This is a genomic window from Pseudomonas sp. LBUM1671 (assembly GCF_059695685.1).
The window spans coordinates 1,468,721-1,490,652 of record NZ_CP166782.1 but is presented as its reverse complement, the minus strand read 5'-3'; the positions used below and the strand labels follow the sequence as shown (position 1 = coordinate 1,490,652).

Below are 21,932 nucleotides of genomic sequence, written 5' to 3'. Positions count from 1 at the left end.
GCTCCTCAAATAGGCGGCAAGTATACAGCCCCGAGCCCGGTCGAACACTCGGCTTTGGTCGGGCGCCATCGATCCTTTGTGAACTACCCATTTCGAGAGCGCCCCCTTATGATGTCCCCCAGACTCTTTACCCTGCGATGACCCATGGCCGATTCTGCTTTTTTCTGCACCCTGTCCCATGAAGGCGTTCTTGCAGTCCGCGGCGCGGACGCCAGCAAATTCCTGCAAGGCCAATTGACCTGCAACCTCAATTACCTGAGCGACACCCAGGCCAGCCTCGGCGCCCGCTGCACGCAGAAAGGCCGGATGCAGTCGAGTTTCCGCATCGTGCTGGAAGGCAACGGCGTTCTGCTGGCGATGGCCACCGAACTGGTCGAACCGCAGTTGGCGGACCTGAAAAAGTATGCCGTGTTCTCCAAGTCCAAACTGACCGATGAAAGCGCCGCCTGGGTCCGCTTCGGCCTCGATCATGGCGATGTCGCTCTGAGTAGCCTGGGACTTGAGTTGCCGGCAGACACCGACAGCGTCGCGCGCCATGAAGGTCTGATCGCCATTCGCGTCTCGCCGGATCGCGCCGAACTGTGGGTCGCTGCCGATCAGGCCGACGTCACCAAGGGCAAGCTGTCCGTTCTGTTGGCCGAAGGCACTCTGAATCAATGGCTGCTGGGCCAGATCCGCGCTGGGATCGGCCAGGTCATGCCGAGCACCCGCGAGTTGTTCATCCCGCAGATGCTCAATCTGCAAGCCGTCGGCGGCGTAAGTTTCAAAAAGGGTTGCTACACCGGCCAGGAAATCGTCGCGCGCATGCAGTACCTGGGCAAACTCAAGCGCCGCTTGTATCGCCTGAGCCTGGATGCCAGCGATTTGCCCGAGCCCGGCACGCCACTGTTCTCCCCGTCCCACGGCAGTTCGATCGGCGAAGTGGTGCTGGCCGCCAACGCCGGGCAAAACATTGAACTCCTGGCCGTACTGCAAGCCGAAGCAGCAGAAGGTGGCGACATTCATCTGGGCGCTCTCGAAGGGCCGGCCCTGCACTTGCTAGACCTGCCTTATCAACTGGATCGCGATCGCGAAATCCAGCGTTAACCGCAGCACTTGTTGCAACACCCTAGAGAAAAGAAATGAGCGAGCTGGCGGATAAGGTCCAACAGGATTTGGTTGAGGCCATCGATAACGATGACCTGGTTCTGCCAACGTTACCGGAAGTGGCCCTGCAGATTCGCAAGGCCGCTGAAGATCCGGAAGTCAGTGTCAGCACCCTGAGCAAAGTGATCGGTCGTGATACGGCGTTGTCGGCGCGCCTGATCAAAGTGGTCAATAGCCCGCTGCTGCGCGCGACTCAGGAAGTGACTGACCTGCACACGGCGATCACGCGGCTGGGCGTCAACTACAGCAGTAACCTGGCGATCGGTCTGGTGATGGAACAGATTTTCCATGCCCGCTCTGAGGTGGTGGCACAGAAAATGCGCGAGGTCTGGCGTAAAAGCCTGGAAATCGCTGGCGTCAGCTATGCGCTGTGCCGCAGTTACACGCAACTCAAGCCTGATCAGGCCGCCCTCGGCGGACTGGTTCATCAGATTGGCGTGCTGCCGATTCTGACCTATGCCGAAGACCACTACGAACTGCTGTCCGACCCGGTCAGCCTCAACCATGTCATCGACCGCATTCATCCCTTGATCGGTGACAAGCTGCTCAGGGTCTGGGAATTCCCGGAAATGCTGGTGCAGTTGCCGGGGCTGTACCTGGATTTCGAACGCCAGTCGGAGCGGGTCGATTATGTCGATCTGGTTCAGGTGGCCAGCCTGTATTGCCACAAGGACACCGACCATCCGCTCGCCCGCTTTGATGTGTTTAACGTACCGGCCTTCAAGAAATTGGGGATCGATCCGGAGAGCGAGGCAATGTGCCGCGATCTGGAAGAATCACGATCGATGTTTTATTGATCATGAACACAAGCGACTGTGGCGAGGGAGCTTGCTCCCGCTCGGCTGCGCAGCAGTCGTAAACGCAAACAACGCGGTTTACCGAAAAGACTGTGGTGCATGGTTCTGGGGCTGCTTCGCAGCCCAACGGGAGCAAGCTCCCTCGCCACAGCAAGCCCCCTCGCCGCAGGTAAAATATTCACTCCCCCGCAATAAAACTCACCCGCACCTTCAACCCCGCCGACTCACCATCGTGCAGGCTGATCTGCGCCAGGTGCGCGCGACAGATCTCACCGACAATCGCCAACCCCAACCCCGAGCCAGCGACCTGCTGATTACGCCGGTAAAAGCGCTCGAACACCCGATCCCGCTCGTCAATGGGAATCCCCGGTCCGTCGTCCTCGACCTCCAGCACCGCCGGCGCCGTGACTCGCAAAATCACATTGCCGCCCGGCGGCGTGTGAGCGAGGGCGTTGTCCACCAGATTGCTCAGCAATTCGTTCAACAGCGTCGGCTCGCCGCGCAGCCACACCGGCTCGTCCGCTTCCAGCGCCAAGGCTACGCCGCGCGCATGGGCCAACGGCGCCATGGCCATGCCCAGTTCGCGCGCCAACTGACTCAGGTCCAACAACTGCGCGCCGCCCTCGGCAATCGCCCGAGCCCCGTTTTCTACTCGCGCCAGCGAAAGCAATTGATTGGCCAGGTGAGTCAGACGGTCGGTGCCTTGGGCAGCGGTTTCCAGGGTGCTGCGCCAGGTTTGCGGCTCGTTTGAACGCAAGCCCAGTTCGAGTCGCGCCTTGAGTGCCGCCAACGGCGTACGCAGTTCATGGGCAGCATCAGCGATGAATTGCGCCTGGCGCTCGAACTGCCCGCGCAGGCGCTCGGTAAAGTGGTTGAGCGCGCGCACCAGCGGCCACAATTCATGCTGCACTTCCACCAGGGGCAATGGCCGCAAATCATCCGACTGACGCTCTTCCACTGCCGTGCGCAAGCGCTCCAGCGGACGCAACGCCGCGCTGACCGCAAACCACACCATCAGCAACGCACCAACTGCCAGCATGCCCAAACGCAGCAACGTGTCCGCTGCCAGACTGCGGGCCATCGCGACTCGCGCTTCGTCGGTCTCCGCCACGCGGATTTCCGCCATGCCGTTCATGTTCGGTTCGCTCACGGGTTTGAGCAGGCTCACCACGCGTACGTTCTGCCCACGGTATTGAGCGTTATAGAAGCTCGCCAGTGCCGGATAGTCATCGGTACGCGGCGTTCCCGGGGGCGGTGGCGGCAGGTTTTCGTAACCGGAAATCAGCTTCTGATTGATGTCGTTGACCAGGTAGAAAATCCGCCCGGCGCTGTCGTATGCAAACGTATCGAGGGCCACGTAAGGCACATCGGCACTGAGACTGCCATCGCGCTGGGATACGCCGGCGGCGATGGTCCTCGCCGACGCCAGCAGAGTCCGGTCATACGCCGTGTCAGCAGCTTCGCGACCATTCCAGTACGCGCTCAAACCACTGGCCAGCATTAACACCACCAACAACAGCGCGAGGTTCCACAGCAACCGCCAGCGCAGGCTGCTGGGCTTATGCATCGCGGCTTTCCAGCAAATAGCCGAGACCGCGGAAGGTCACGATGGCGACCGGTTGGCCGTCGAGTTTCTTGCGCAGGCGGTGGACGTAGATTTCGATGGCATCCGGGCTGGCTTCTTCATCCAGGCCAAACACCTGAGAAGCCAGCTGCTCTTTGCTCATCACCCGACCCGGCCGGGCGATCAACGCTTCGAGGACCGCCTGTTCGCGGGAGGTCAGGGTCAGCAATTCTTCACCGAGGGTGAAGCGCCGAGTGTCCAGGTCATAGGCCAGCACGCCACAGCGCTGCTGACGCTCACCGCCCAGCACACTGCGCCGCAACAAGGCTTTGACCCGGGCTTCGAGTTCGGTCAGTTCGAACGGCTTGGCCAAGTAATCGTCGGCGCCGAGGTTGAGCCCGTGAACCCGGTCCTTGACGTCGCTGCGGGCGGTCAGCATCAGCACCGGCAGGTTCTTGCCCCGGGCTCGCAGGCGCGCCAGCACTTCGAATCCATCCATGCGCGGCAGGCCGACATCAAGGATCGCCACCGCGTACTCCTCGCTGCTCAAGGCCAGGTCGGCCGCCACGCCGTCGTGCAGCACATCCACGGTCAGCCCGGTGCTCTTGAGCGCCTGGGCGACGCTTTCGGCGAGCTGCAGATGGTCTTCGACGAGCAGAACACGCATGGATCTTTACCTCATTCAGGGATGGTCGACGCCATTCTTTGGCGCGGAGTTTACAGCCGCATCCGCTGCTGTGAAGCCTGAAAACTGTGAAAGCCAATTGAAAGGTTAGTGAAAGGTTGGCCCGTTAGAGTCGGCCCACGGATGGTTTCGACTGCGGACCAGCCGATCGTGCTTTGAAATGTAGCTCCCGAAAAACGCCTTGATGCGTTTTCGCCAATAAGAACAATAACGAGGTACTGCACCATGCTGGCCAGACAGCTTCAGGTATACCCGCCCCGCCCGTTTTTTCAATCCCCATCGTTCACGCTTGTCAGCGCCGATACCGGCTGCATGGCGCGAAACCGCCGCACCTGAAACATCCCCAAAAACAAAAACTCCCGTGGAGACAACAATGAATCGATCACTGCGCCGTTTCGCCCTCGCCGCCAGCTGCATGCTGTTCGCCGGCCAACTGATGGCCGAGCCAAAACGCCCTGAATGCATCGCCCCGGCCTCACCGGGTGGCGGTTTCGACCTGACCTGCAAACTGGCGCAAAGCGCGCTGGTGAACGAAAAACTGCTGACCAAACCGATGCGCGTGACCTACATGCCCGGCGGTGTCGGCGCGGTGGCGTACAACGCGGTGGTCGCTCAACGTCCGGCGGATGCCGGTACGCTGGTGGCGTGGTCCAGCGGTTCGCTGCTGAACCTGGCCCAAGGCAAGTTCGGTCGTTTCGATGAAACCAACGTTCGCTGGCTGGCCGCCGTCGGCACCAGCTATGGCGCCATCGCAGTGAAAAGCGATTCGCCCTACAAGTCCCTCGACGATCTCGTGCAAGCACTGAAGAAAGATCCAAGCAAAGTGGTGATCGGCTCCGGCGGCACCGTCGGCAGCCAGGACTGGATGCAAACCGCGCTGATCGCCAAGGCCGCCGGTATCAACCCGCGCGACCTGCGTTACGTCGCCCTTGAAGGCGGCGGTGAAATCGCCACCGCCCTGCTCGGCGGCCACATCCAGGTCGGCAGCACCGACATCTCCGACTCCATGCCGCACATCCAGAGTGGTGACATGCGCCTACTGGCCGTGTTCTCCGAGAAGCGCCTGGACGAGCCGGAAATGAAAGACATCCCGACCGCCAAAGAGCAAGGCTACGACATCGTCTGGCCGGTGGTTCGTGGTTTCTACCTCGGGCCAAAGGTCAGCGACGAAGACTACGCCTGGTGGAAAGAGGCCTTCGACAAACTGCTGGCGTCCGAAGACTTCGCCAAGCTGCGCGATCAACGCGAGCTCTTCCCGTTCGCCATGACCGGCCCGGAGCTGGACACCTACGTGAAAAAGCAGGTTGCCGACTACAAAGTGCTGGCCAAAGAGTTCGGCCTGATCCAGTGATCGCCTCTTTCTAGCGGCTGCGGCCCCTGACTGTTGGGGGCTGCGGCCCAGGAGTTCCCCATGCTCTTACAACGCATTTTTGCTTCGGTGCTGTTGCTGGCCTGTGTCGGCCTGGCACTGATGGCCTGGCCGTATCAGGCGGCTTTTTCCTACGAACCGGTGGGCCCTCGCGCGTTTCCGCTACTGATGCTCGGTTTGATGGGGCTCGGCTTGCTGTACATGGTGTTTCGGCCGACGCCGATCATCCACAGCGACGACGACCCGAAACTGGACCGTGAAACGCTGATCAAGATCGGCATCTGTGTAGTGTTGTTGCTGGTGTTCGCCGGCACCTTCGAACCCCTTGGTTTCATCGTCGCCAGCATTCTGATCGGCGTCCCCATGGCTCGCCTGTATGGCGGTCGCTGGCTACCGAGCGCGGTGATCATCAGCCTGATGGCCATCGGTCTTTACCTGCTGTTCGACAAGTTGATGGACGTGCCACTGCCCTTGGGCGTACTCGGCGTTCTGGAGAACTGATATGGATACTCTTGGCTATTTGGGTCAGGGCTTCGGCGTCGCACTGAGCCCGTATAACCTGGTGACCGCGCTCTGCGGCACCCTGATCGGTACCGTTGTCGGCCTGCTGCCCGGCCTGGGCCCGATCAATGGCGTGGCGTTGTTGATCCCGATCGCGTTCGCCCTGGGCCTGCCGCCGGAGTCGGCCCTGATCCTGTTGGCGGCGGTATATCTGGGTTGCGAATACGGCGGGCGGATCAGCTCGATCCTGCTGAACATCCCGGGCGAAGCCTCCACTGTCATGACTACTCTCGACGGCTACCCGATGGCCCGCAAAGGCCTGGCCGGTGTGGCGCTGTCGTTGTCGGCGTGGAGTTCGTTCATCGGTGCGTTCATCGCCACCTGCGGCATGGTGCTGTTCGCGCCATTGCTGGCGAAATGGGCGATTGCCTTCGGTCCGGCAGAATATTTCGTGTTGATGGTGTTCGCGATTGTCTGCCTTGGCGGCATGGCCGGCGATCGTCCGTTGAAGACGTTCATTGCCGCGCTGATCGGTCTTTTTCTGTCGACCGTTGGCATCGACGCCAACAGCGGCGTGTACCGTTTTACCGGAGACAACATCCATTTGACTGACGGCATTCAGTTCGTCGTTCTGGTGTTGGGCCTGTTCTCGATCAGTGAAATTCTCTTGCTGCTGGAAAAAACCCATCGTGGCCAGGAAGCGGTGAAAGCCACCGGCCGGATGATGTTCAACTTCAAGGAAGCGTCGGCGGTGTTCGTGGTGAACATCCGTTGCGGCTTGTTGGGCTTCATCATGGGCGTGTTGCCGGGCGCCGGCGCCACCCTCGCCAGCGCCGTGGCCTACATGACCGAAAAACGCATCGCCGGCGACAAAGGCACGTTCGGCCAAGGTGACATGCGCGGCCTCGCTGCACCGGAAACCGCCATCGGCGGTGCGGCCTGCGGCGCGCTGGTGCCCATGCTGACCCTCGGCGTTCCAGGTTCGGGAACCACGGCGGTGATGATCGGCGCGCTGTCGCTGTACAACATCACCCCCGGCCCGCTGTTGTTCCAGCAACAACCGGACATCGTCTGGGGCCTGATCGCCTCGCTGTTCGTCGCCAACGTCATGCTGGTGATCCTCAACATCCCGATGATCCGCATCTTCACCCGCATCCTCGCCGTGCCGAACTGGGCGCTGGTGCCGGTGATCGCGATCATTACCGGGATCGGCGTCTACGCGGTGCACGCCACCACCTTCGACCTGTTCCTGATGATCGGCATTGGCATCTTCGGTTACATCCTGCGCAAGCTGGACTTCCCGTTGTCGCCCGTGCTGCTGGGCTTCATCCTCGGTGGATTGATGGAACAGAACCTGCGTCGTGCGCTGTCGATCTCCAACGGTGCGCTGGAAATCCTCTGGTCGAGCCCGATCACCTTCGGTTGCTGGGTGCTGACAGCCATCATGTTGCTGATGCCGCTGCTGCGGATTTGGCGCAAACGTTCGGTTGCGCGGCGCGTTATCGCTGATGTCTGATCGAACACCCTTCAACGCCTGGTGGGGTACGCCGCTGGTCGGCGCGCTGGGCGGTTACCTCGCCAGTCTGGTCGGCTGGCCGCTGCCGTGGATGGTCGGCTCGTTGCTGGCGATCATCCTGGTGCGCTGCCTGACACCCTGGCAATTGGCGGAAATCCCTGGCGGCCGCAAGTGCGGCCAGTGGGTGGTCGGCATCGGTATCGGCCTGCATTTCACCCCGGTGGTGATGGAGCAGGTGTTGAGTCACTTCGGCTTGATCTTCTTCGGTGCGTTGATCACCAGCCTGTCCGCCGTGGTCGGGGTCTGGTTGATGCGGCGCACCGGGGAGGATCGCGCCACTGCGTTCTTTTCCAGCATGCCCGGCGGCTCCGGGGAAATGGTCAACCTCGGCGCACGTAATGGCGCGGTGCTCAGTCGCGTGGCGGCGGGGCAAAGTTTGCGGGTGCTGGTGGTGGTGCTGTGCGTGCCAGCAGCCTTCAAATACTTGTTGGGTTACGGCGCACCAGTCTTGCACCCAAGTACCGTGAATTGGTGGTGGCTGGCCCTTCTATTCCCGGCAGGTGCGCTGGCAGCCTGGCTCTGGGAACGTCTTCGTCAACCCAATCCGTGGCTGTTCGGGCCGTTGCTGGTGAGTGCGGCGGTAAGCATTGGTTGGGATTTGCACATCGGCTTGCCCAATGGCGGCAGCCAGATCGGCCAATGGCTGATCGGCAGCGGCTTGGGCTGTCACTTCAATCGGCAGTTTTTCCGTCGGGCGCCTTCCTTTATGGGGCGGACCTTGATCGGCACGGTGCTGACCATGTTGATCGCCACGGCGGCGGCACTGGGATTGAGTGCGCTGACGCATCTGGATTTGCGTTCGCTGACGTTGGGCATGATGCCCGGCGGCATTGCGGAGATGAGCCTGACGGCGGAGACCCTGCAGTTATCGGTGCCGCTGGTGACGGCGATGCAGGTGATGCGGTTGTTGTTTGTGTTGTTTCTGGCGGAGCCGTTGTTCAGGTATTGGAATCGCGAGCCGGAACAACCCTGACTCGCAACATTAGACCGCGAAGCTTTTTTAGACTGGCGGCAACCGCCACTCGATCGGCGTCTCGCCATTCTGCTCAAGAAACTTGTTGGTCCGGCTGAAATGCCCGCAACCCAGAAATCCGCGATAGGCGGACAACGGTGACGGATGCACCGAGGTCAGCACCAGGTGTTTGGTGGCATCGATCAGTTTCTGCTTGCTCTGGGCATGGGCGCCCCACAGCATGAACACAAGATGCGGTTGCTGCTGGCTGACCACTTCAATGATCCGATCCGTGAAAAACTGCCAGCCCTTGTCCTTGTGCGCATTGGCATTGGCCCGCTCCACCGTCATCGTGGTATTGAGCATCAATACGCCCTGCTCAGCCCAGCTCTGCAGGTAGCCATGACTGGGGATGTCGATGTTCAGGTCGCGCTTCAACTCTTTATAGATGTTCACTAGCGACGGCGGCGCCGGTACACCCGGTTGCACTGAGAAGCACAACCCATGAGCCTGTCCCGGGCCGTGATACGGGTCCTGGCCGAGTATGACGACCTTGACCTTGTCCAGCGGCGTGGAGTTAAGTGCGTTGAAAATCATCGGTCCAGGAGGATAGATCTCCTTGCCCGCCGCGCGCTCCTGTTGCAGGAAATTACGCAACTCTGCCATGTAGGGCTGGTCGAATTCGGCACGTAGCGCCTCCTTCCAGCCCGGTTCGAGTTTGATACGGTCGTCAGCAGTCATGGTTACATCCGGCAAAAACAATGGGGCGAACCCTAGGAAAGCCCATCGCGCTTGTCAATTGATCTGACGCAGATCCGGCACTTTCCTGTACAGCGATCATACTGAACGCTCAAATTCCCTATCGAGGTCACGATGAATCTGCACTTCGAAGAACTCACCGGCATCGACGGCGCGCGCATCGGCATCGCCAGCCTGGATGCCGAAAAGTCGCTCAACGCGCTTTCCCTGCCCATGATCAACGCCCTGCGCGATCAGATGGACGCCTGGGCCAAGGATCCGCAAATCGTCTGTGTTTTGTTGCGCGGCAATGGCGCCAAGGCCTTTTGCGCTGGCGGCGAAGTGCGCAGCCTGGTGGAAGCCTGTCGCGCTCACCCGGGGGAAGTGCCACCCTTGGCCGCGCACTTCTTTGCGGCGGAATATCGCCTGGACTTCAATCTGCACACCTTCCCCAAACCGCTGATCTGCTGGGGCCATGGTTATGTGCTCGGTGGTGGCATGGGGCTGCTGCAAGGCGCGAGCATCCGAATTGTCACGCCGAGCAGCCGTCTGGCGATGCCGGAGATCAGTATCGGTCTTTATCCCGATGTCGGCGCCAGTTGGTTTCTCTCACGGCTGCCCGGCAAGCTTGGGTTGTTTCTTGGACTGACCGGCGCACACATGAACGGTCGCGATGCGATCGACCTGGACCTGGCCGACCGTTTTCTGCTCGATGAACAGCAAGAAGAGCTGATCGAAGGCTTGCTGCAATTGAACTGGCAGGAACAGACGCCGATGCAGCTCAACAGTCTGCTCAAGGCCTTGCAGCAGGAAGCCCTCGCGCACATGCCCGAAGCGCAGTGGCTGCCCCGGCGCCAGCAGATTGATGAGCTGCTGGATGTCAGCGATGTGCGCTGCGCCTGGAAAGCCATCAGCCATCTGCGTGACCATACGGATCTGCTGTTCAGCCGCGCGGCGAAGACCATGACCGAGGGCTCGCCCCTGACTGCGCATCTGGTGTGGGAACAGATCGCCCGCGCCCGGCACATGTCGCTGGCCGAGGTCTTTCAGATGGAATACACGATGAGCCTCAATTGCTGCCGTCACCCGGAGTTCAGCGAGGGGGTGCGGGCGCGGTTGATCGACAAGGATCAGAAACCTCATTGGCACTGGCAGGACGTTAACACGGTGCCGGATGCAGTGGTGGAAGCGCACTTCCACAAGGTCTGGGAAGGGCGGCATCCGCTGGCTGATTTGTCGGAATACTAAACGAATGTGGGAGCGGGCTTGCTCGCGAAGAGGGAGTGTCAATCAGCATTATTGCCGTCTGACACACCGCCTTCGCGAGCAAACCCGCTCCCACACAGGTATTGCGTTTAGCTCATATTACCGGCGACCACCTCGGCCATCGTGATCGCCGCGACCATTATGGTCGCCTCTCCCACCGTGATTGTTGCGCCCGCCATGGCCACGGTTGTCGTTGCTCCAACCGCCGCGGTTCCGCCCGTCCCAACCATGGGCCCGGTAGTCGCCCCGTTGCGACTGGTAATAACGCGGTGCCGGTTGATAAACCCGCGGCTGATGGTAATAGCGCGGTGTTGGTTGGTAATACCGTGCCGGTGGCGCGTAGTGCCGGCGTGGCGGCGTGTAGTAACCGCCGCCACCTGAATAATAAGGGCCGCCACCGGAATAATAGGCGGGCGCTGGCGAGGTATAGACCTCGGAACTGTAGTAGCTGCCTCCTCCATCGGAATAGGGTACGCACGCACCAAGAGACAATCCCACTACTGCAATCAGAAGAATTCGGCGGAGCTGTTTTCGACAGAGCATGGCGGCCTCCTGGACCGCGAGTGAGCCACACCAGCGACGCTGGCAGGCGACAGTCAATTATTCGGTGACTGTCGAAAGATCAGACATCGATTTCGAAATCTGGTGCGTTCTTGAAACAGATTGAAACAAGTCGCCGATGAAAGGTTTTTCATCTATTCACCCGCCGATTAATGGTGGCCATGACGATATCCACCCCCGTGATGACGTGATCCGTGCCCGCCCCAATAGAAGTAGCGATAGCCGCCGTAAAAGCGTGGGCCGTAGTAATAGCGGGGACCGTAATAGTAGGAATAAGGGGAATAGCCGGGGTAGTAATAGGGCGCGGAATAAACATCGTAGCCTCCGGCGTAGTAATAGCAGCCGGACAAGCCCAGACCGAGAACGACACCGAACAACAGTCGACGAAACATGGCGGCCTCCTGAAAGACCACAACCGGAACAGGCCGGCTGACACCCCTTTTGACTGGCAACATTGCGCCGAGTGCCGAGCAGCGCGGACCTTCGGATCAGCGGCCAGTCCGATCCATTGCGGTGCACCCGCGCACCATCACAAGGCAGCCCGACCTCCCTGCCCCAACGGACTACTCGCGTAACTCCCCACGCTAGAGCCCTCAAGCCAACTTGGCACGGCTCTCGCTTTAGCAAACCCGTGCAGGAGTCATCACAGGTTCGCGGCACCACAATTTGCAATGGCTGACTAGGGTTCCGGCTCGCTAAGGCGAGTGGCTGGTCCGAGAGTTGGCGACCTCCAGTTGAGGTTACACGGCGGGACAAAAGCCCGGGAGACAAGCCACCGTTCGCGGTGCCGCGTTGACTCCTGCCCGCCCTTGATCAACTGGAGAACCACCCATGCTCAAGCTTCGTTTACCCGCCCTCCTCGCCGCTGCTTTCGCGGCCCTCGTGAGCGTCTCGTCCCAGGCCGCCCAGAAAGACCACTTCAGCGTCTGCTGGACCATTTACGCCGGCTGGATGCCGTGGGAATACGCCGGCAGCCAAGGCATCGTCGACAAATGGGCGAAGAAGTACGGCATCAAGATCGATGTCGTGCAGCTCAACGATTACGTCGAATCCATCAACCAGTACACGGCCGGCCAGTTCGACGGTTGCACCATGACCAACATGGACGCGCTGACCATCCCGGCGGCAGGCGGCGTCGACAGCACCGCGCTGATCGTCAGCGACTTCTCCAACGGCAACGACGGTGTCGTGCTCAAGGGCGACGGCAAGAAAGTCACCGACCTCAAGGGCATGGACGTCAATCTGGTCGAGCTGTCGGTCTCGCACTACCTGCTGGCGCGGGCGCTGGATTCAGTCGATCTCACCGAGAAAGACCTCAAAGTGGTGAACACCTCTGACGCCGATATCTCGGCCGCCTTTAACACCGATCAGGTCAACGCCGTCACCACCTGGAACCCGATGCTTTCGGACATCAAGGCCAAGCCCGGGGTGACCGAAGTCTTCAACTCCAGCCAGATCCCCGGCGAAATCATGGACATGATGGTGGTCAACAGCGCCACCCTCAAAGACAACCCGGCCCTGGGCAAAGCGCTGACCGGCGCCTGGTTCGAAGTGGTCGCGTTGATGAACGCGAAAAACGCCGCCAGCAAAACTGCGCTGGAACACATGGCCAAAGCTTCGGGCACCGACCTGGCCGGTTTCCAGGCGCAACTCGACACCACCAAATTGTTCGCTACGCCCAAGGAAGCCCTGGACTTCTCCACCAGCAAGCAGCTGCCGGAAACCATGCGCAAAGTCGCCGAGTTTTCGTTCCAGCACGGCTTGCTCGGTGAAGGCGCCAAGGACACCAGCGCGGTCGGCATGGCCTTCGCCAATGGCGTGACCAGCGGCGACAAGACCAACCTCAAGCTGCGCTTCGACCCGACCTACGTGCAGATGGCCGCTGACGCCAAGCTGTAAACCGGAGGACTGGCCATGCGCCTGATCAATCGCCACCCGGATCGCCCGAGTCGCCTGCTGTTGGTGATCCTGCCGTTCGCCCTGGTGCTGTTCGCCTACTTCATGGGCTCGGCCGAGCGGCTGATGGATAACCCCAACGACAAGCTGCTGCCTAGTGCCGTGCAGATGACCGACGCGGTAAAACGCCTGGCCTTCACTGCCGACACGCGCACCGGTGAATACCTGTTGTGGCAAGACACCGCGTCCAGTCTGCGACGCCTGGCCATCGGCCTCGGTATCAGCGCGTTGGCCGGGCTGTGCCTGGGCATCGCCGCCGGGACGTTGCCGCTGTTTGGCGCGCCGTTGTCACCGTTGCTGACCGTACTGTCGATGGTGCCGCCACTGGCGATTCTGCCAATTCTGTTCATCGTCTTCGGGCTGGGGGAATTGTCGAAAGTGATGCTGATCGTGATCGGCATCACCCCGTGCCTCGCTCGTGATCTGGAACAGCGTGCCCGGGAAATTCCGGTCGAGTTGCTGATCAAGGCCCAGACCCTCGGCGCGTCAACCTGGACGCTGATGTTGCGCGTGGTGCTACCGCAATTGTTACCACGGCTGCTGATCTCGCTGCGGTTGATGCTGGGTTCGGCGTGGTTGTTCCTGATCGCTGCCGAAGCCATCGCCTCTACCGACGGCCTCGGCTACCGGATTTTCCTGGTGCGCCGTTACCTGGCGATGGACGTGATTCTGCCGTACGTGGTGTGGATCACCCTCCTCGCCTGGCTGATGGATTGGGGCCTGAAGCGCCTGACTCAGCGTGCGTTCCCCTGGTATGAAGGAGCCCGCGCATGAGCTTCATCACGGTAAAAAACGTCTGGCAGCAATACGCCGATCAGGTGGTGCTCGAAGGTTTGAACCTGAACGTCAACGAGGGTGAGTTCTGCACCCTGGTCGGCGCATCGGGTTGTGGCAAATCCACCTTCCTTCGACTGCTACTCGGTCAGGAGCGCGCCAGTCGCGGCGAGATTCTGCTGGATGGCCAGACGCTGGCCGGTGAGCCTGATTCGAGCCGTGGCGTGGTGTTCCAGCGTTACTCGGTGTTCCCGCACCTGACCGTGCTGGACAACGTCGCCCTCGGCCTCGAAATGCCGCGTTCGCCGCTGCTCGGGCGCTTGTTCGGCAGCGCTAAAAAAGACGCCCGCGAACAAGCCTCGGTGTTATTGCACAAAGTCGGCCTCGGCCACTCGCTGGACAAGCACCCGGCGCAGCTCTCCGGCGGCATGCAACAACGGCTGGCCATCGCCCAGGCGCTGATCATGAAACCCCGGGTGTTGCTGCTCGATGAACCGTTCGGCGCGCTCGATCCGGGCATCCGCAAAGACATGCACGCCTTGCTGCTGGAGCTGTGGCGCGAGACGCAACTGACGGTGTTCATGGTCACCCATGACCTGTCCGAAGGTTTCAGCCTCGGCACCCGTTTGCTGGTGTTCGACAAGATCCGCGTCGACCCGCACGCCCCCGGCGCCTATGGCGCGCGCATCACCTACGACATCCCTTTGAACAGCGACCGCCGCGTCAATCGCGCCGCCGTCGACGCCTTGCCGGCTGAACTGGCGGGCACGCTTCGTATCGCTTAGAGGAATTTTGAAATGACTGATTCGACTCAACTGTTCCCGCCCTTCGCCGAAGAAATGCTCCCCGGCGGCGGCCATCGTTCGTTCGTCTTGAAACGCGGCCAATTGCTGCGTCTGACCGACCTGCGCGGCGGCGCCAACGTCAGCCTGACTTTGCTCAATGCCAATGAAAAAACCGAGCGCCTGAACCTCCCCGACAGCCTCAAATGCCAACACACCGCCAAGCTCACCACTGGCCACTGCCTGTACTCGGACATGGGCCGCGTGCTGGCGGCGATCACCGCCGACACCTGCGGTTGGAGCGACAGCCTCGGCGGCGTGCTCTGCGCTGAAGAAGTCGCGGAAAAATACGGCGCCGGTCGTTATCAGGAGCTGCGCAACGGCTTCTTCCGCAACGGCACCGACAACCTGTTGGTGGAACTGGGCAAGTGGGGTTTGGGCCTGTCCGACTTGCTGATGACGCTCAACCTTTTCAGCCGCGTGAACGTCGATGAGGCCGGGCGTTTCCACTTCGTCGAAGGCAACTCGAAGGCTGGCGACTACATCGAGTTGTACGCGCCGATGGACACGCTGGTGGTCCTCACTGCGTTGCAACACCCGATGGACCCATCACCTGAATACGCCCCCAAGCCCTTGAAGTTGAGCTGGATGAACGCCGACGCCAGCGTCGCCGAACACTGCCGCACCTCGCGCCCGGAAAACGAGCGCGGCTTCATCAACACCGACCGCCTGTTCGCCTGAGGATCGCTGCCATGTCACTTGCAATCGCTACCGCACAACAGTCTCCTGAAACCGCGATCTACCGCGCCACCATCCCGGCCGGCGAACCGTGGCTGATGGAGGTCAAGGCTGGCCAGACGTTGCGCATCCTCGACCTGGAAGGCAATCAGGCCGTCGATACCTTGTTCTACAGCGTCGCCAATCCCAAGGAGCGTTACGACGTGCAGCGTACGTTGCGCCGGCAGAACAGCGTCTACCTGAGCACCGGCAGCGTGCTGTACTCCAACCTCGGCAAACCGATGCTGACCATCGTCGCCGACACTTGCGGGCGTCACGACACCCTCGGCGGCGCCTGCGCGCAAGAGAGCAACACCGTGCGTTACGCGTTGGAGAAACGCTACATGCACAGCTGCCGCGACAACTACCTGCGGGCGTGCGTCCACGACGGGCGACTGGGCAAGGGTGACATCGGGCCGAACATCAACTTCTTCATGAACGTGCCGGTCACCGCCGATGGCGGGCTGACCTTTGAAGACGGCATTTCGGCACCTGGCAAGTACGTCGACCTGCGGGCCGAGATGGACGTGATCGTGCTGATCTCCAACTGCCCGCAACTGAACAACCCGTGCAATGCCTACAACCCGACCCCTGCGGAGCTTTTGGTATGGAACTGAAATTAGCGCGGTTGCGGCGATGGTTGTTTGCCCTGTGCCAGGCCCGTTCCGGGCAGTGCCTCAAAAAGTAAAAACACCCCAATCCAAATGTGGGAGCGAGCTGTGGCGAGGGGATTTATCCCCGTTGGGGCGCGAAGCGCCCCTAAAAAACGGGACTGCTGCGCAGCCCAACGGGGATAAATCCCCTCGCCACAGCCCGCTCCCACAGGTTCAGTGGTGTTCTGAAGAGTTGTGATTTTGCCGTCGGGGACGACCCCGGCGCTCATCGAAAAACTGCGGGACGGCCCGCATCCCCTCCGGGGTCTATGCCATGTTCGAAAAAGTCCTGATTGCCAACCGTGGCGCCATCGCCTGCCGCATCCTGCGCACTCTGCGTGAAGTGCAGGTCAAGGGCGTTGCCGTTTACTCCGAAGCGGATGCCGCGAGCCTGCACATCCTGCAAGCCGATGAAGCCCACAGCCTCGGTGAAGGCGCGGCCGCCGGCACCTATTTGGCGGTCGACAAAATCCTCGCCATCGCCAAAGCCACCGGCGCCACGGCGATCCACCCCGGCTACGGTTTCCTCTCGGAAAACGCCGCGTTCGCCGAGGCCTGCGAAGCCGCCGACATCGCCTTCATCGGCCCCACGCCAGAGCAACTGCGCGTGTTCGGCCTCAAGCACACCGCGCGCGCCCTGGCCAAGCAACATGGCGTGCCGATGCTCGAGGGCACCGAACTGCTCGACAGCCTCGACGCGGCGCTGATTGCGGGCGATCAGGTCGGCTACCCGGTGATGCTCAAAAGTACCGCTGGCGGTGGCGGCATCGGCATGCGCGTATGCCGCAGTGCGGCGGAATTGAGCGAATCCTTCGAAGCGGTGAAACGCCTCGGCCAGAACAACTTCAGCGACGCCGGTGTGTTCATCGAGAAGTACATCCAGCGCGCCCGCCACCTGGAAGTTCAGGTGTTCGGCGACGGTCGCGGCGAAGTGATTGCCCTCGGCGTGCGCGACTGCTCCGTACAGCGGCGCAATCAGAAAGTCCTCGAAGAAACACCCGCGCCGAACCTGCCCAACGGCATGGCCGAAGAACTCTGCGCGGCGGCAATCAAACTGGCGAAAGCGGTGAATTACCGCAGCGCCGGGACTGTGGAGTTTGTCTTCGACAGCGAAGACCAACGTTTCTACTTCCTGGAAGTGAACACCCGTTTGCAGGTGGAACACGGCGTCACCGAGCAAGTGTGGGACGTCGATCTGGTGCGCTGGATGGTGGAACTGGCGGCCGGTGATTTGCCGCCATTGAGCGACTTGCGCCAAAACTTGAAAGCCAACGGTCATGCGATTCAGGCACGGCTGTATGCCGAAGACCCGGGTCGTGATTTCCAGCCGAGCCCAGGCTTGCTGACCGCCGTGAACTTCCCCGCCGCCGATGGCCAACACCTGCGCATCGATACCTGGGTCGAGGCCGGTTGCGAGATCCCGCCGTACTTCGACCCGATGATCGCCAAGGTCATCTGCTGGGCGCCGACCCGTGAAGAGGCCGCTGCCGATCTGCATCAGGCGTTGGGCGACAGTCTGCTCTACGGCGTGGAAACCAATCGCGATTACCTGCGGCAAATTCTGCTCGATGCGCCGTTCGCCAGCGGTCAGCCGTGGACCCGTTGCCTGGAAGGTTTGGTGTATCAGGCCCACACCTTTGAAGTGCTCAGCGCCGGTACTCAGACCAGCGTTCAGGACTATCCCGGCCGTCTCGGTTACTGGGCGGTGGGCGTGCCGCCGTCGGGGCCGATGGACAGTCGCGCGTTGCGACTGGCCAATCTTTTGCTGGGGAATGACGAAGGCGCGGCGGCGCTGGAAATCACCATGAGCGGACCGTCGCTGCGCTTCAATTGCGATGCGGTGGTCGCGGTCACCGGGGCCGTCATTCCACTGGCATTGAACGGTGAAACCGTCGCGATGAACACGGCGCTGCTGATTCCGGCCGGCGCCACGTTAAGCCTCGGCACCATTGCCGGTGCCGGCGCTCGCAGTTATCTGTGCCTGCGCGGTGGTTTGCAGGTGCCGGATTATCTGGGTAGCAAAAGCACGTTCACGCTGGGTCAGTTTGGTGGGCATGGCGGTCGTGCGTTGCGGGCGGGTGATGTGTTGCATGTGCCTGCATTGATCGACCGCAGCGTCGGTCAGCAACTGGACCACGTCACCGAGTTACCTGTCGTGCGGCAGATCCGGGTGATCTACGGGCCGCATGGCGCTCCGGAATACTTCACCGAGAATTACATCGGCACTTTCTTCGCGACCCAGTGGGAAGTGCATTTCAACTCCAGCCGTACCGGCGTGCGATTGATCGGGCCGAAACCTGAATGGGTGCGTGCAGACGGGGGTGAAGCGGGGCTGCATCCGTCGAACATTCATGACAATCCGTATGCCATTGGCGCGGTGGATTTCACCGGGGACATGCCAGTGATCCTGGGGCCGGATGGCCCAAGTCTGGGCGGGTTTGTCTGCCCGGTGACGGTGATTGAGGCGGATCTTTGGCAGCTTGGGCAGCTGAAGGCTGGGGACAAAGTCCAGTTCTCACCGGTCGACATCAAAACCGCCCGAAATCTCGCCTTGAAATGGAATACCCCTTGTGGGAGCTGGCTTGCCAGCGATGGGGACCGAGCAGACACCGCATCAGCTTCATCGCTGGCAGGCCAGCTCCCACAGGGTCTGGTGTCGCCGGTGGTGTTGGATTTGGGTCAGGACGATACGCGTCTGGTTGCGAGGTTGTCGGGGGACACTCACCTGCTGCTGGAAATCGGCGCACCTGAACTTGACCTCGTCCTGCGCTTTCGCGCCCACGCCCTGATGCAAGCCCTGGAAAGCAAACACCTCCACGGTGTGATCGACCTCACCCCGGGCATCCGCTCGCTGCAAGTGCACTACCAACCCGAGCAACTTCCCTTGGCCGATCTGCTCGGCATCATCGCCGGCGAATGGGACGCCGTGTGCGCCGCCAAAGACCTGCAAGTGCCATCGCGCATCGTGCATTTACCGCTGTCCTGGGACGATCCGGCCTGCCAGTTGGCGATCGAGAAATACATGACCACCGTGCGCAAGGACGCACCGTGGTGCCCGAGCAATCTGGAGTTCATCCGCCGCATCAACGACCTGCCGAACCTCGACGAAGTGCAGCGCACGGTGTTCGACGCCAGCTATCTGGTAATGGGCCTCGGTGACGTTTACCTCGGCGCACCGGTCGCCACCCCGCTCGATCCGCGCCATCGCCTGGTCACCACCAAGTACAACCCGGCCCGCACCTGGACCGCGGAAAACTCGGTGGGCATCGGTGGCGCCTATATGTGCGTGTACGGCATGGAAGGTCCCGGCGGTTATCAGTTTGTCGGACGCACGTTGCAGATGTGGAACCGCTACCGCGAAGTCGCCGCGTTCGACGGCAAACCGTGGCTGCTGCGCTTTTTCGACCAGATCCGTTTCTACCCCGTGAGCGCCGATGAACTGTTGCGCATCCGCCGCGATTTCCCGCTCGGGCGTTTCGATCTGAACATCGAGCACAGTCAACTGAACCTCGCGGATTACCAGGCCTTTCTGACAAAAGAAGCCGAGACCATCGCCGCGTTTCGCGATCAGCAGCAAGGTGCGTTCAACGCTGAACGCGAACGCTGGATCGCCAGCGGCCAGGCACATTTCGACAGCGAAGAACCGGATCCGGAAGTGACCGAAGACGCACCGCTCGCCAGCGGTGAAATGAGCGTCGACAGCCACATCGCCGGCAACCTCTGGCAGGTTCAGGTCGAGACCGGCAGCCGCGTCGCCGCCGGGGATGTGCTGGTGATTCTGGAGTCGATGAAGATGGAAATTCCGCTGCTCGCACCCATGGCCGGCGTGGTGCGCGAGATTCGCGTGCAACCGGGTTCGGCGGTGCGTGCCGGACAGCGCGTCGTGGTGCTGGAACTCGACTGAACCCATTTGAAAAAGGATTAACCCGATGAACATCAATCTGCAACTCGACGCCCTGCGCAGCGCCTATCGCCTCGGCAACATCACGCCCCGTCAATTGCTGCTGGGCCTGCGTGACAAAGCCGCGGCGCTGAACCCGGACTATCACCTGTTCATCCACTTGCTCAGTGTTGAAGAACTGGAGCCGTACCTCGCCGCGCTCGACGGTCGCGACCTCGACAGCCTGCCGCTGTACGGCGTGCCGTTCGCGATCAAGGACAACATCGACCTGGCGGGCATTCCCACCACGGCGGCGTGCCCTGAGTTTGCCTACGTGCCGGATCAGTCGGCGACCATCGTCGAGCAGTTGCTGGCGCTGGGCGCGATTCCGCTGGGCAAGACCAATCTTGATCAGTTCGCGACCGGGTTGAACGGTAGTCGCTCGCCGTATGGTGCGTGCCCGAACAGCGTGTTGTCGGAGTATCCGTCGGGCGGTTCCAGTGCCGGCTCTTCGCTGGCGGTGGCGCTGGGCGTGGCGAGTTTTTCATTGGGCACGGACACGGCGGGGTCGGGACGTGTGCCAGCGGCGCTGAACAATCTGGTCGGATTGAAAGCCACCAAAGGGCTGATCTCCACGGCGGGTGTGGTGCCGGCCTGTCGCACGCTCGATTGCGTCACGACGTTCACCGCGACGGCCCGGGAAGCCAGTCAGTTGCTGGCGCTCACCGCACATCTTGATCCGCGAGATGAATACAGCCGCCGCAACCCGCTGTGGAATGACGGCTCGGCGTTCGGCACGCCGCGTCCTTTCCGTTTCGGTGTGCCGCGAGCGCAGGACCTGGAATTCTTCGGTTGCCCCGAAGGGCCGTTGTTGTTCGGTGATGCCATCGATCAGCTCAAGGCGTTGGGGGGTGAAGCGGTGGAACTGGATCTGACGCCGTTCCTCGAAGCGGCGCGGCTGCTCTATGAAGGCCCGTGGGTGGCCGAGCGTTACAGCGTGGCCGGCGAATTGATGGAGCAGAATCCTGAAGCCGTGTTGCCGGTGATTCGCGCGGTGTTGGCCAAGGCGCCAGCGGTGACGGGCGTGCAGACGTTCCGTGCCCAGTATCGGCTGCAAGCCCTGAAAGCGCTGTGCGACCAGGCGCTGGAAAACCTTGATTGTGTCGTTACGCCCACCCTTGGTCGCCCCGTTACTCTGGCGGAACTGGTCGCCGAACCGGTGTTGCGCAATTCAGAACTGGGTTACTACACCAACTTCATGAACCTGCTCGATTACGCGGCCGTCGCCGTGCCCAGCGGATTTATGGGCAATGGTTTGCCGTGGGGCGTGACGGTGTTTGGTCGGGCGTTTACCGATCAGTATTTGTTGGGGGTGGCGGATGCGTTTCAACATTGTCCGACGGTTGCTGCATCGACAACCGTCGCCCGCAATGACCGCGCACGGCTGGTGGTCTGTGGCGCGCATCTGGATGGGTTGGCGTTGAACTGGCAATTGAAGCGACGCGGGGCTCGGTTGGTCGAGACGACGTTTAGCTCGCCGGACTATCAGCTGTATGCGTTGGCCGGTGGCCCGCCGTTTCGTCCGGGGATGGTGCGGGTGAAGGATGGCGGCGTGGCGATTGCGGTGGAGGTGTGGGAGTTGCCGAGCAGTGAGCTGGGCTCGTTTCTGACCGGCATTCCGGCGCCGCTGGGGTTGGGCAAGGTGCAACTGGCGGATGGGCGTTGGGAAAGTGGGTTTATTTGTGAGGGGTATGGGTTGGAGGGTGCGGTCAATATCAGCCATTTCGGGGGATGGCGTGCATATCTGACAGATCTGCAGTGATTTCTCGATTCGCGGGCAAGCCCGCTCCCACAAGGGCCGCGTTATCCCAGTGGGAGCGGGCTTGCCCGAGAAGGCGTCGGTCCATGCGCCACAGCCCCTGATCCTTACCGATTCACCCTGCAAATGCAGGAGT

Annotated in this window: 19 protein-coding genes and 1 riboswitch; of the genes, 14 read left to right on the top strand and 5 right to left on the bottom strand. The window is 61.3% G+C overall.

All coding sequences use genetic code 11. The annotated features are described in order from the left end of the window. The first annotated feature begins 144 nt into the window (after window positions 1-144). Together ygfZ and ACA060_RS06695 are read left to right on the top strand one after the other, a co-directional pair. Window positions 145-1,086: a CAF17-like 4Fe-4S cluster assembly/insertion protein YgfZ gene (gene ygfZ, locus ACA060_RS06700; RefSeq protein WP_497316206.1), complete on the top strand. Its 942-nt coding sequence runs from the start codon at window positions 145-147 to the stop codon at window positions 1,084-1,086. A 35-nt stretch (window positions 1,087-1,121) separates the two neighbouring features. Continuing rightward, window positions 1,122-1,943 (top strand): HDOD domain-containing protein, encoded by an 822-nt coding sequence (locus ACA060_RS06695; RefSeq protein WP_497316204.1) that lies wholly within the window; start codon window positions 1,122-1,124, stop codon window positions 1,941-1,943. A 178-nt stretch (window positions 1,944-2,121) separates the two neighbouring features. On the opposite strand, the gene ACA060_RS06690 is transcribed toward ACA060_RS06695, so the two are convergent. Further along, the gene (locus ACA060_RS06690; protein ID WP_497316202.1) at window positions 2,122-3,510 is read right to left on the bottom strand and encodes a sensor histidine kinase; all 1,389 of its coding nucleotides are present in this window, start codon (window positions 3,508-3,510) and stop codon (window positions 2,122-2,124) included. Then, window positions 3,503-4,174, bottom strand: coding sequence for a response regulator (locus ACA060_RS06685; RefSeq protein ID WP_038358340.1), 672 nt, complete (start codon window positions 4,172-4,174; stop codon window positions 3,503-3,505). The genes ACA060_RS06690 and ACA060_RS06685 overlap by 8 nt, the downstream gene beginning before the upstream one ends. Window positions 4,175-4,565: 391 nt before the next feature. On the opposite strand from ACA060_RS06685, the gene ACA060_RS06680 reads away from it, so the two are divergent. Genes ACA060_RS06680 through ACA060_RS06665 form a run of 4 tightly spaced genes read left to right on the top strand, consistent with a single transcriptional unit; the run spans window position 4,566 to window position 8,611 of the window. Beyond that, window positions 4,566-5,543: a Bug family tripartite tricarboxylate transporter substrate binding protein gene (locus ACA060_RS06680; protein ID WP_109628390.1), complete on the top strand. Its 978-nt coding sequence runs from the start codon at window positions 4,566-4,568 to the stop codon at window positions 5,541-5,543. Between the two features lie 60 nt (window positions 5,544-5,603). Beyond that, complete coding sequence (locus ACA060_RS06675; RefSeq protein WP_497316200.1) at window positions 5,604-6,062, top strand: tripartite tricarboxylate transporter TctB family protein; 459 nt, start codon at window positions 5,604-5,606, stop codon at window positions 6,060-6,062. A gap of 1 nt (window position 6,063) precedes the next feature. Next, window positions 6,064-7,578, top strand: coding sequence for a tripartite tricarboxylate transporter permease (locus tag ACA060_RS06670; RefSeq protein ID WP_497316198.1), 1,515 nt, complete (start codon window positions 6,064-6,066; stop codon window positions 7,576-7,578). Then, window positions 7,571-8,611 carry an AbrB family transcriptional regulator gene (locus ACA060_RS06665; RefSeq protein ID WP_497316196.1) on the top strand — a complete coding sequence of 347 codons (1,041 nt, stop codon included), beginning with the start codon at window positions 7,571-7,573 and terminating at the stop codon, window positions 8,609-8,611. Before ACA060_RS06670 ends, ACA060_RS06665 begins: the two co-directional genes overlap by 8 nt. A gap of 27 nt (window positions 8,612-8,638) precedes the next feature. Here the strand turns inward: ACA060_RS06665 and ung are convergent, their stop codons facing one another. Then, the gene (ung, locus tag ACA060_RS06660) at window positions 8,639-9,331 is read right to left on the bottom strand and encodes a uracil-DNA glycosylase (protein ID WP_218495106.1); all 693 of its coding nucleotides are present in this window, start codon (window positions 9,329-9,331) and stop codon (window positions 8,639-8,641) included. A gap of 132 nt (window positions 9,332-9,463) precedes the next feature. Between ung and dspII the strand changes: the two genes are divergently transcribed. After that, a complete protein-coding gene (dspII, locus tag ACA060_RS06655) occupies window positions 9,464-10,576 on the top strand; it encodes an enoyl-CoA hydratase/isomerase DspII (RefSeq protein ID WP_497316193.1) in 1,113 nt (370 codons plus the stop codon). Between the two features lie 117 nt (window positions 10,577-10,693). On the opposite strand, the gene ACA060_RS06650 is transcribed toward dspII, so the two are convergent. Then, the gene (locus ACA060_RS06650; protein WP_497316191.1) at window positions 10,694-11,137 is read right to left on the bottom strand and encodes a hypothetical protein; all 444 of its coding nucleotides are present in this window, start codon (window positions 11,135-11,137) and stop codon (window positions 10,694-10,696) included. Window positions 11,138-11,304: 167 nt separating this feature from the next. After that, entirely contained in the window at window positions 11,305-11,547 is a 243-nt protein-coding gene (locus ACA060_RS06645) for a hypothetical protein (protein ID WP_109628384.1), read from the bottom strand. A gap of 276 nt (window positions 11,548-11,823) precedes the next feature. After that, window positions 11,824-11,924: riboswitch (guanidine-I (ykkC/yxkD leader) on the top strand. 62 nt (window positions 11,925-11,986) lie between these two features. Between ACA060_RS06645 and ACA060_RS06640 the strand changes: the two genes are divergently transcribed. The 7 genes from ACA060_RS06640 to atzF all read left to right on the top strand — a co-directional run bounded on the left by ACA060_RS06640 (window position 11,987) and on the right by atzF (window position 21,799). Further along, the gene (locus ACA060_RS06640; RefSeq protein WP_497316189.1) at window positions 11,987-13,054 is read left to right on the top strand and encodes a putative urea ABC transporter substrate-binding protein; all 1,068 of its coding nucleotides are present in this window, start codon (window positions 11,987-11,989) and stop codon (window positions 13,052-13,054) included. A gap of 15 nt (window positions 13,055-13,069) precedes the next feature. Continuing rightward, complete coding sequence (locus ACA060_RS06635) at window positions 13,070-13,885, top strand: ABC transporter permease (protein WP_497297815.1); 816 nt, start codon at window positions 13,070-13,072, stop codon at window positions 13,883-13,885. Then, window positions 13,882-14,670 carry an ABC transporter ATP-binding protein gene (locus ACA060_RS06630; RefSeq protein WP_497316187.1) on the top strand — a complete coding sequence of 263 codons (789 nt, stop codon included), beginning with the start codon at window positions 13,882-13,884 and terminating at the stop codon, window positions 14,668-14,670. Before ACA060_RS06635 ends, ACA060_RS06630 begins: the two co-directional genes overlap by 4 nt. A gap of 12 nt (window positions 14,671-14,682) precedes the next feature. Continuing rightward, complete coding sequence (locus tag ACA060_RS06625) at window positions 14,683-15,408, top strand: urea amidolyase associated protein UAAP1 (RefSeq protein ID WP_008036212.1); 726 nt, start codon at window positions 14,683-14,685, stop codon at window positions 15,406-15,408. An 11-nt stretch (window positions 15,409-15,419) separates the two neighbouring features. Further along, complete coding sequence (locus ACA060_RS06620; protein ID WP_497316185.1) at window positions 15,420-16,061, top strand: urea amidolyase associated protein UAAP2; 642 nt, start codon at window positions 15,420-15,422, stop codon at window positions 16,059-16,061. Window positions 16,062-16,371: 310 nt separating this feature from the next. Continuing rightward, window positions 16,372-20,001 (top strand): urea carboxylase, encoded by a 3,630-nt coding sequence (uca, locus tag ACA060_RS06615; RefSeq protein ID WP_497316183.1) that lies wholly within the window; start codon window positions 16,372-16,374, stop codon window positions 19,999-20,001. Between the two features lie 25 nt (window positions 20,002-20,026). Beyond that, window positions 20,027-21,799 carry an allophanate hydrolase gene (gene atzF, locus ACA060_RS06610; protein WP_497316181.1) on the top strand — a complete coding sequence of 591 codons (1,773 nt, stop codon included), beginning with the start codon at window positions 20,027-20,029 and terminating at the stop codon, window positions 21,797-21,799. The last annotated feature ends 133 nt before the right edge of the window (window positions 21,800-21,932 follow it).

What these genes read in the sequence shown, in the direction of transcription:
- ACA060_RS06690 (WP_497316202.1), bottom strand. Translation starts at nt 3,510, where the DNA reads ATGCATAAGCCCAGCAGCCTGCGCTGGCGGTTGCTGTGGAACCTCGCG.
- uca (WP_497316183.1), top strand. Translation starts at nt 16,372, where the DNA reads ATGTTCGAAAAAGTCCTGATTGCCAACCGTGGCGCCATCGCCTGCCGC.
- ACA060_RS06645 (WP_109628384.1), bottom strand. Translation starts at nt 11,547, where the DNA reads ATGTTTCGTCGACTGTTGTTCGGTGTCGTTCTCGGTCTGGGCTTGTCC.
- ACA060_RS06650 (WP_497316191.1), bottom strand. Translation starts at nt 11,137, where the DNA reads ATGCTCTGTCGAAAACAGCTCCGCCGAATTCTTCTGATTGCAGTAGTG.
- ACA060_RS06620 (WP_497316185.1), top strand. Translation starts at nt 15,420, where the DNA reads ATGTCACTTGCAATCGCTACCGCACAACAGTCTCCTGAAACCGCGATC.
- ACA060_RS06640 (WP_497316189.1), top strand. Translation starts at nt 11,987, where the DNA reads ATGCTCAAGCTTCGTTTACCCGCCCTCCTCGCCGCTGCTTTCGCGGCC.
- ACA060_RS06675 (WP_497316200.1), top strand. Translation starts at nt 5,604, where the DNA reads ATGCTCTTACAACGCATTTTTGCTTCGGTGCTGTTGCTGGCCTGTGTC.
- ACA060_RS06695 (WP_497316204.1), top strand. Translation starts at nt 1,122, where the DNA reads ATGAGCGAGCTGGCGGATAAGGTCCAACAGGATTTGGTTGAGGCCATC.
- ygfZ (WP_497316206.1), top strand. Translation starts at nt 145, where the DNA reads ATGGCCGATTCTGCTTTTTTCTGCACCCTGTCCCATGAAGGCGTTCTT.
- ACA060_RS06685 (WP_038358340.1), bottom strand. Translation starts at nt 4,174, where the DNA reads ATGCGTGTTCTGCTCGTCGAAGACCATCTGCAGCTCGCCGAAAGCGTC.
- dspII (WP_497316193.1), top strand. Translation starts at nt 9,464, where the DNA reads ATGAATCTGCACTTCGAAGAACTCACCGGCATCGACGGCGCGCGCATC.
- ung (WP_218495106.1), bottom strand. Translation starts at nt 9,331, where the DNA reads ATGACTGCTGACGACCGTATCAAACTCGAACCGGGCTGGAAGGAGGCG.
- ACA060_RS06630 (WP_497316187.1), top strand. Translation starts at nt 13,882, where the DNA reads ATGAGCTTCATCACGGTAAAAAACGTCTGGCAGCAATACGCCGATCAG.
- ACA060_RS06665 (WP_497316196.1), top strand. Translation starts at nt 7,571, where the DNA reads ATGTCTGATCGAACACCCTTCAACGCCTGGTGGGGTACGCCGCTGGTC.
- ACA060_RS06680 (WP_109628390.1), top strand. Translation starts at nt 4,566, where the DNA reads ATGAATCGATCACTGCGCCGTTTCGCCCTCGCCGCCAGCTGCATGCTG.
- ACA060_RS06670 (WP_497316198.1), top strand. Translation starts at nt 6,064, where the DNA reads ATGGATACTCTTGGCTATTTGGGTCAGGGCTTCGGCGTCGCACTGAGC.
- ACA060_RS06635 (WP_497297815.1), top strand. Translation starts at nt 13,070, where the DNA reads ATGCGCCTGATCAATCGCCACCCGGATCGCCCGAGTCGCCTGCTGTTG.
- atzF (WP_497316181.1), top strand. Translation starts at nt 20,027, where the DNA reads ATGAACATCAATCTGCAACTCGACGCCCTGCGCAGCGCCTATCGCCTC.
- ACA060_RS06625 (WP_008036212.1), top strand. Translation starts at nt 14,683, where the DNA reads ATGACTGATTCGACTCAACTGTTCCCGCCCTTCGCCGAAGAAATGCTC.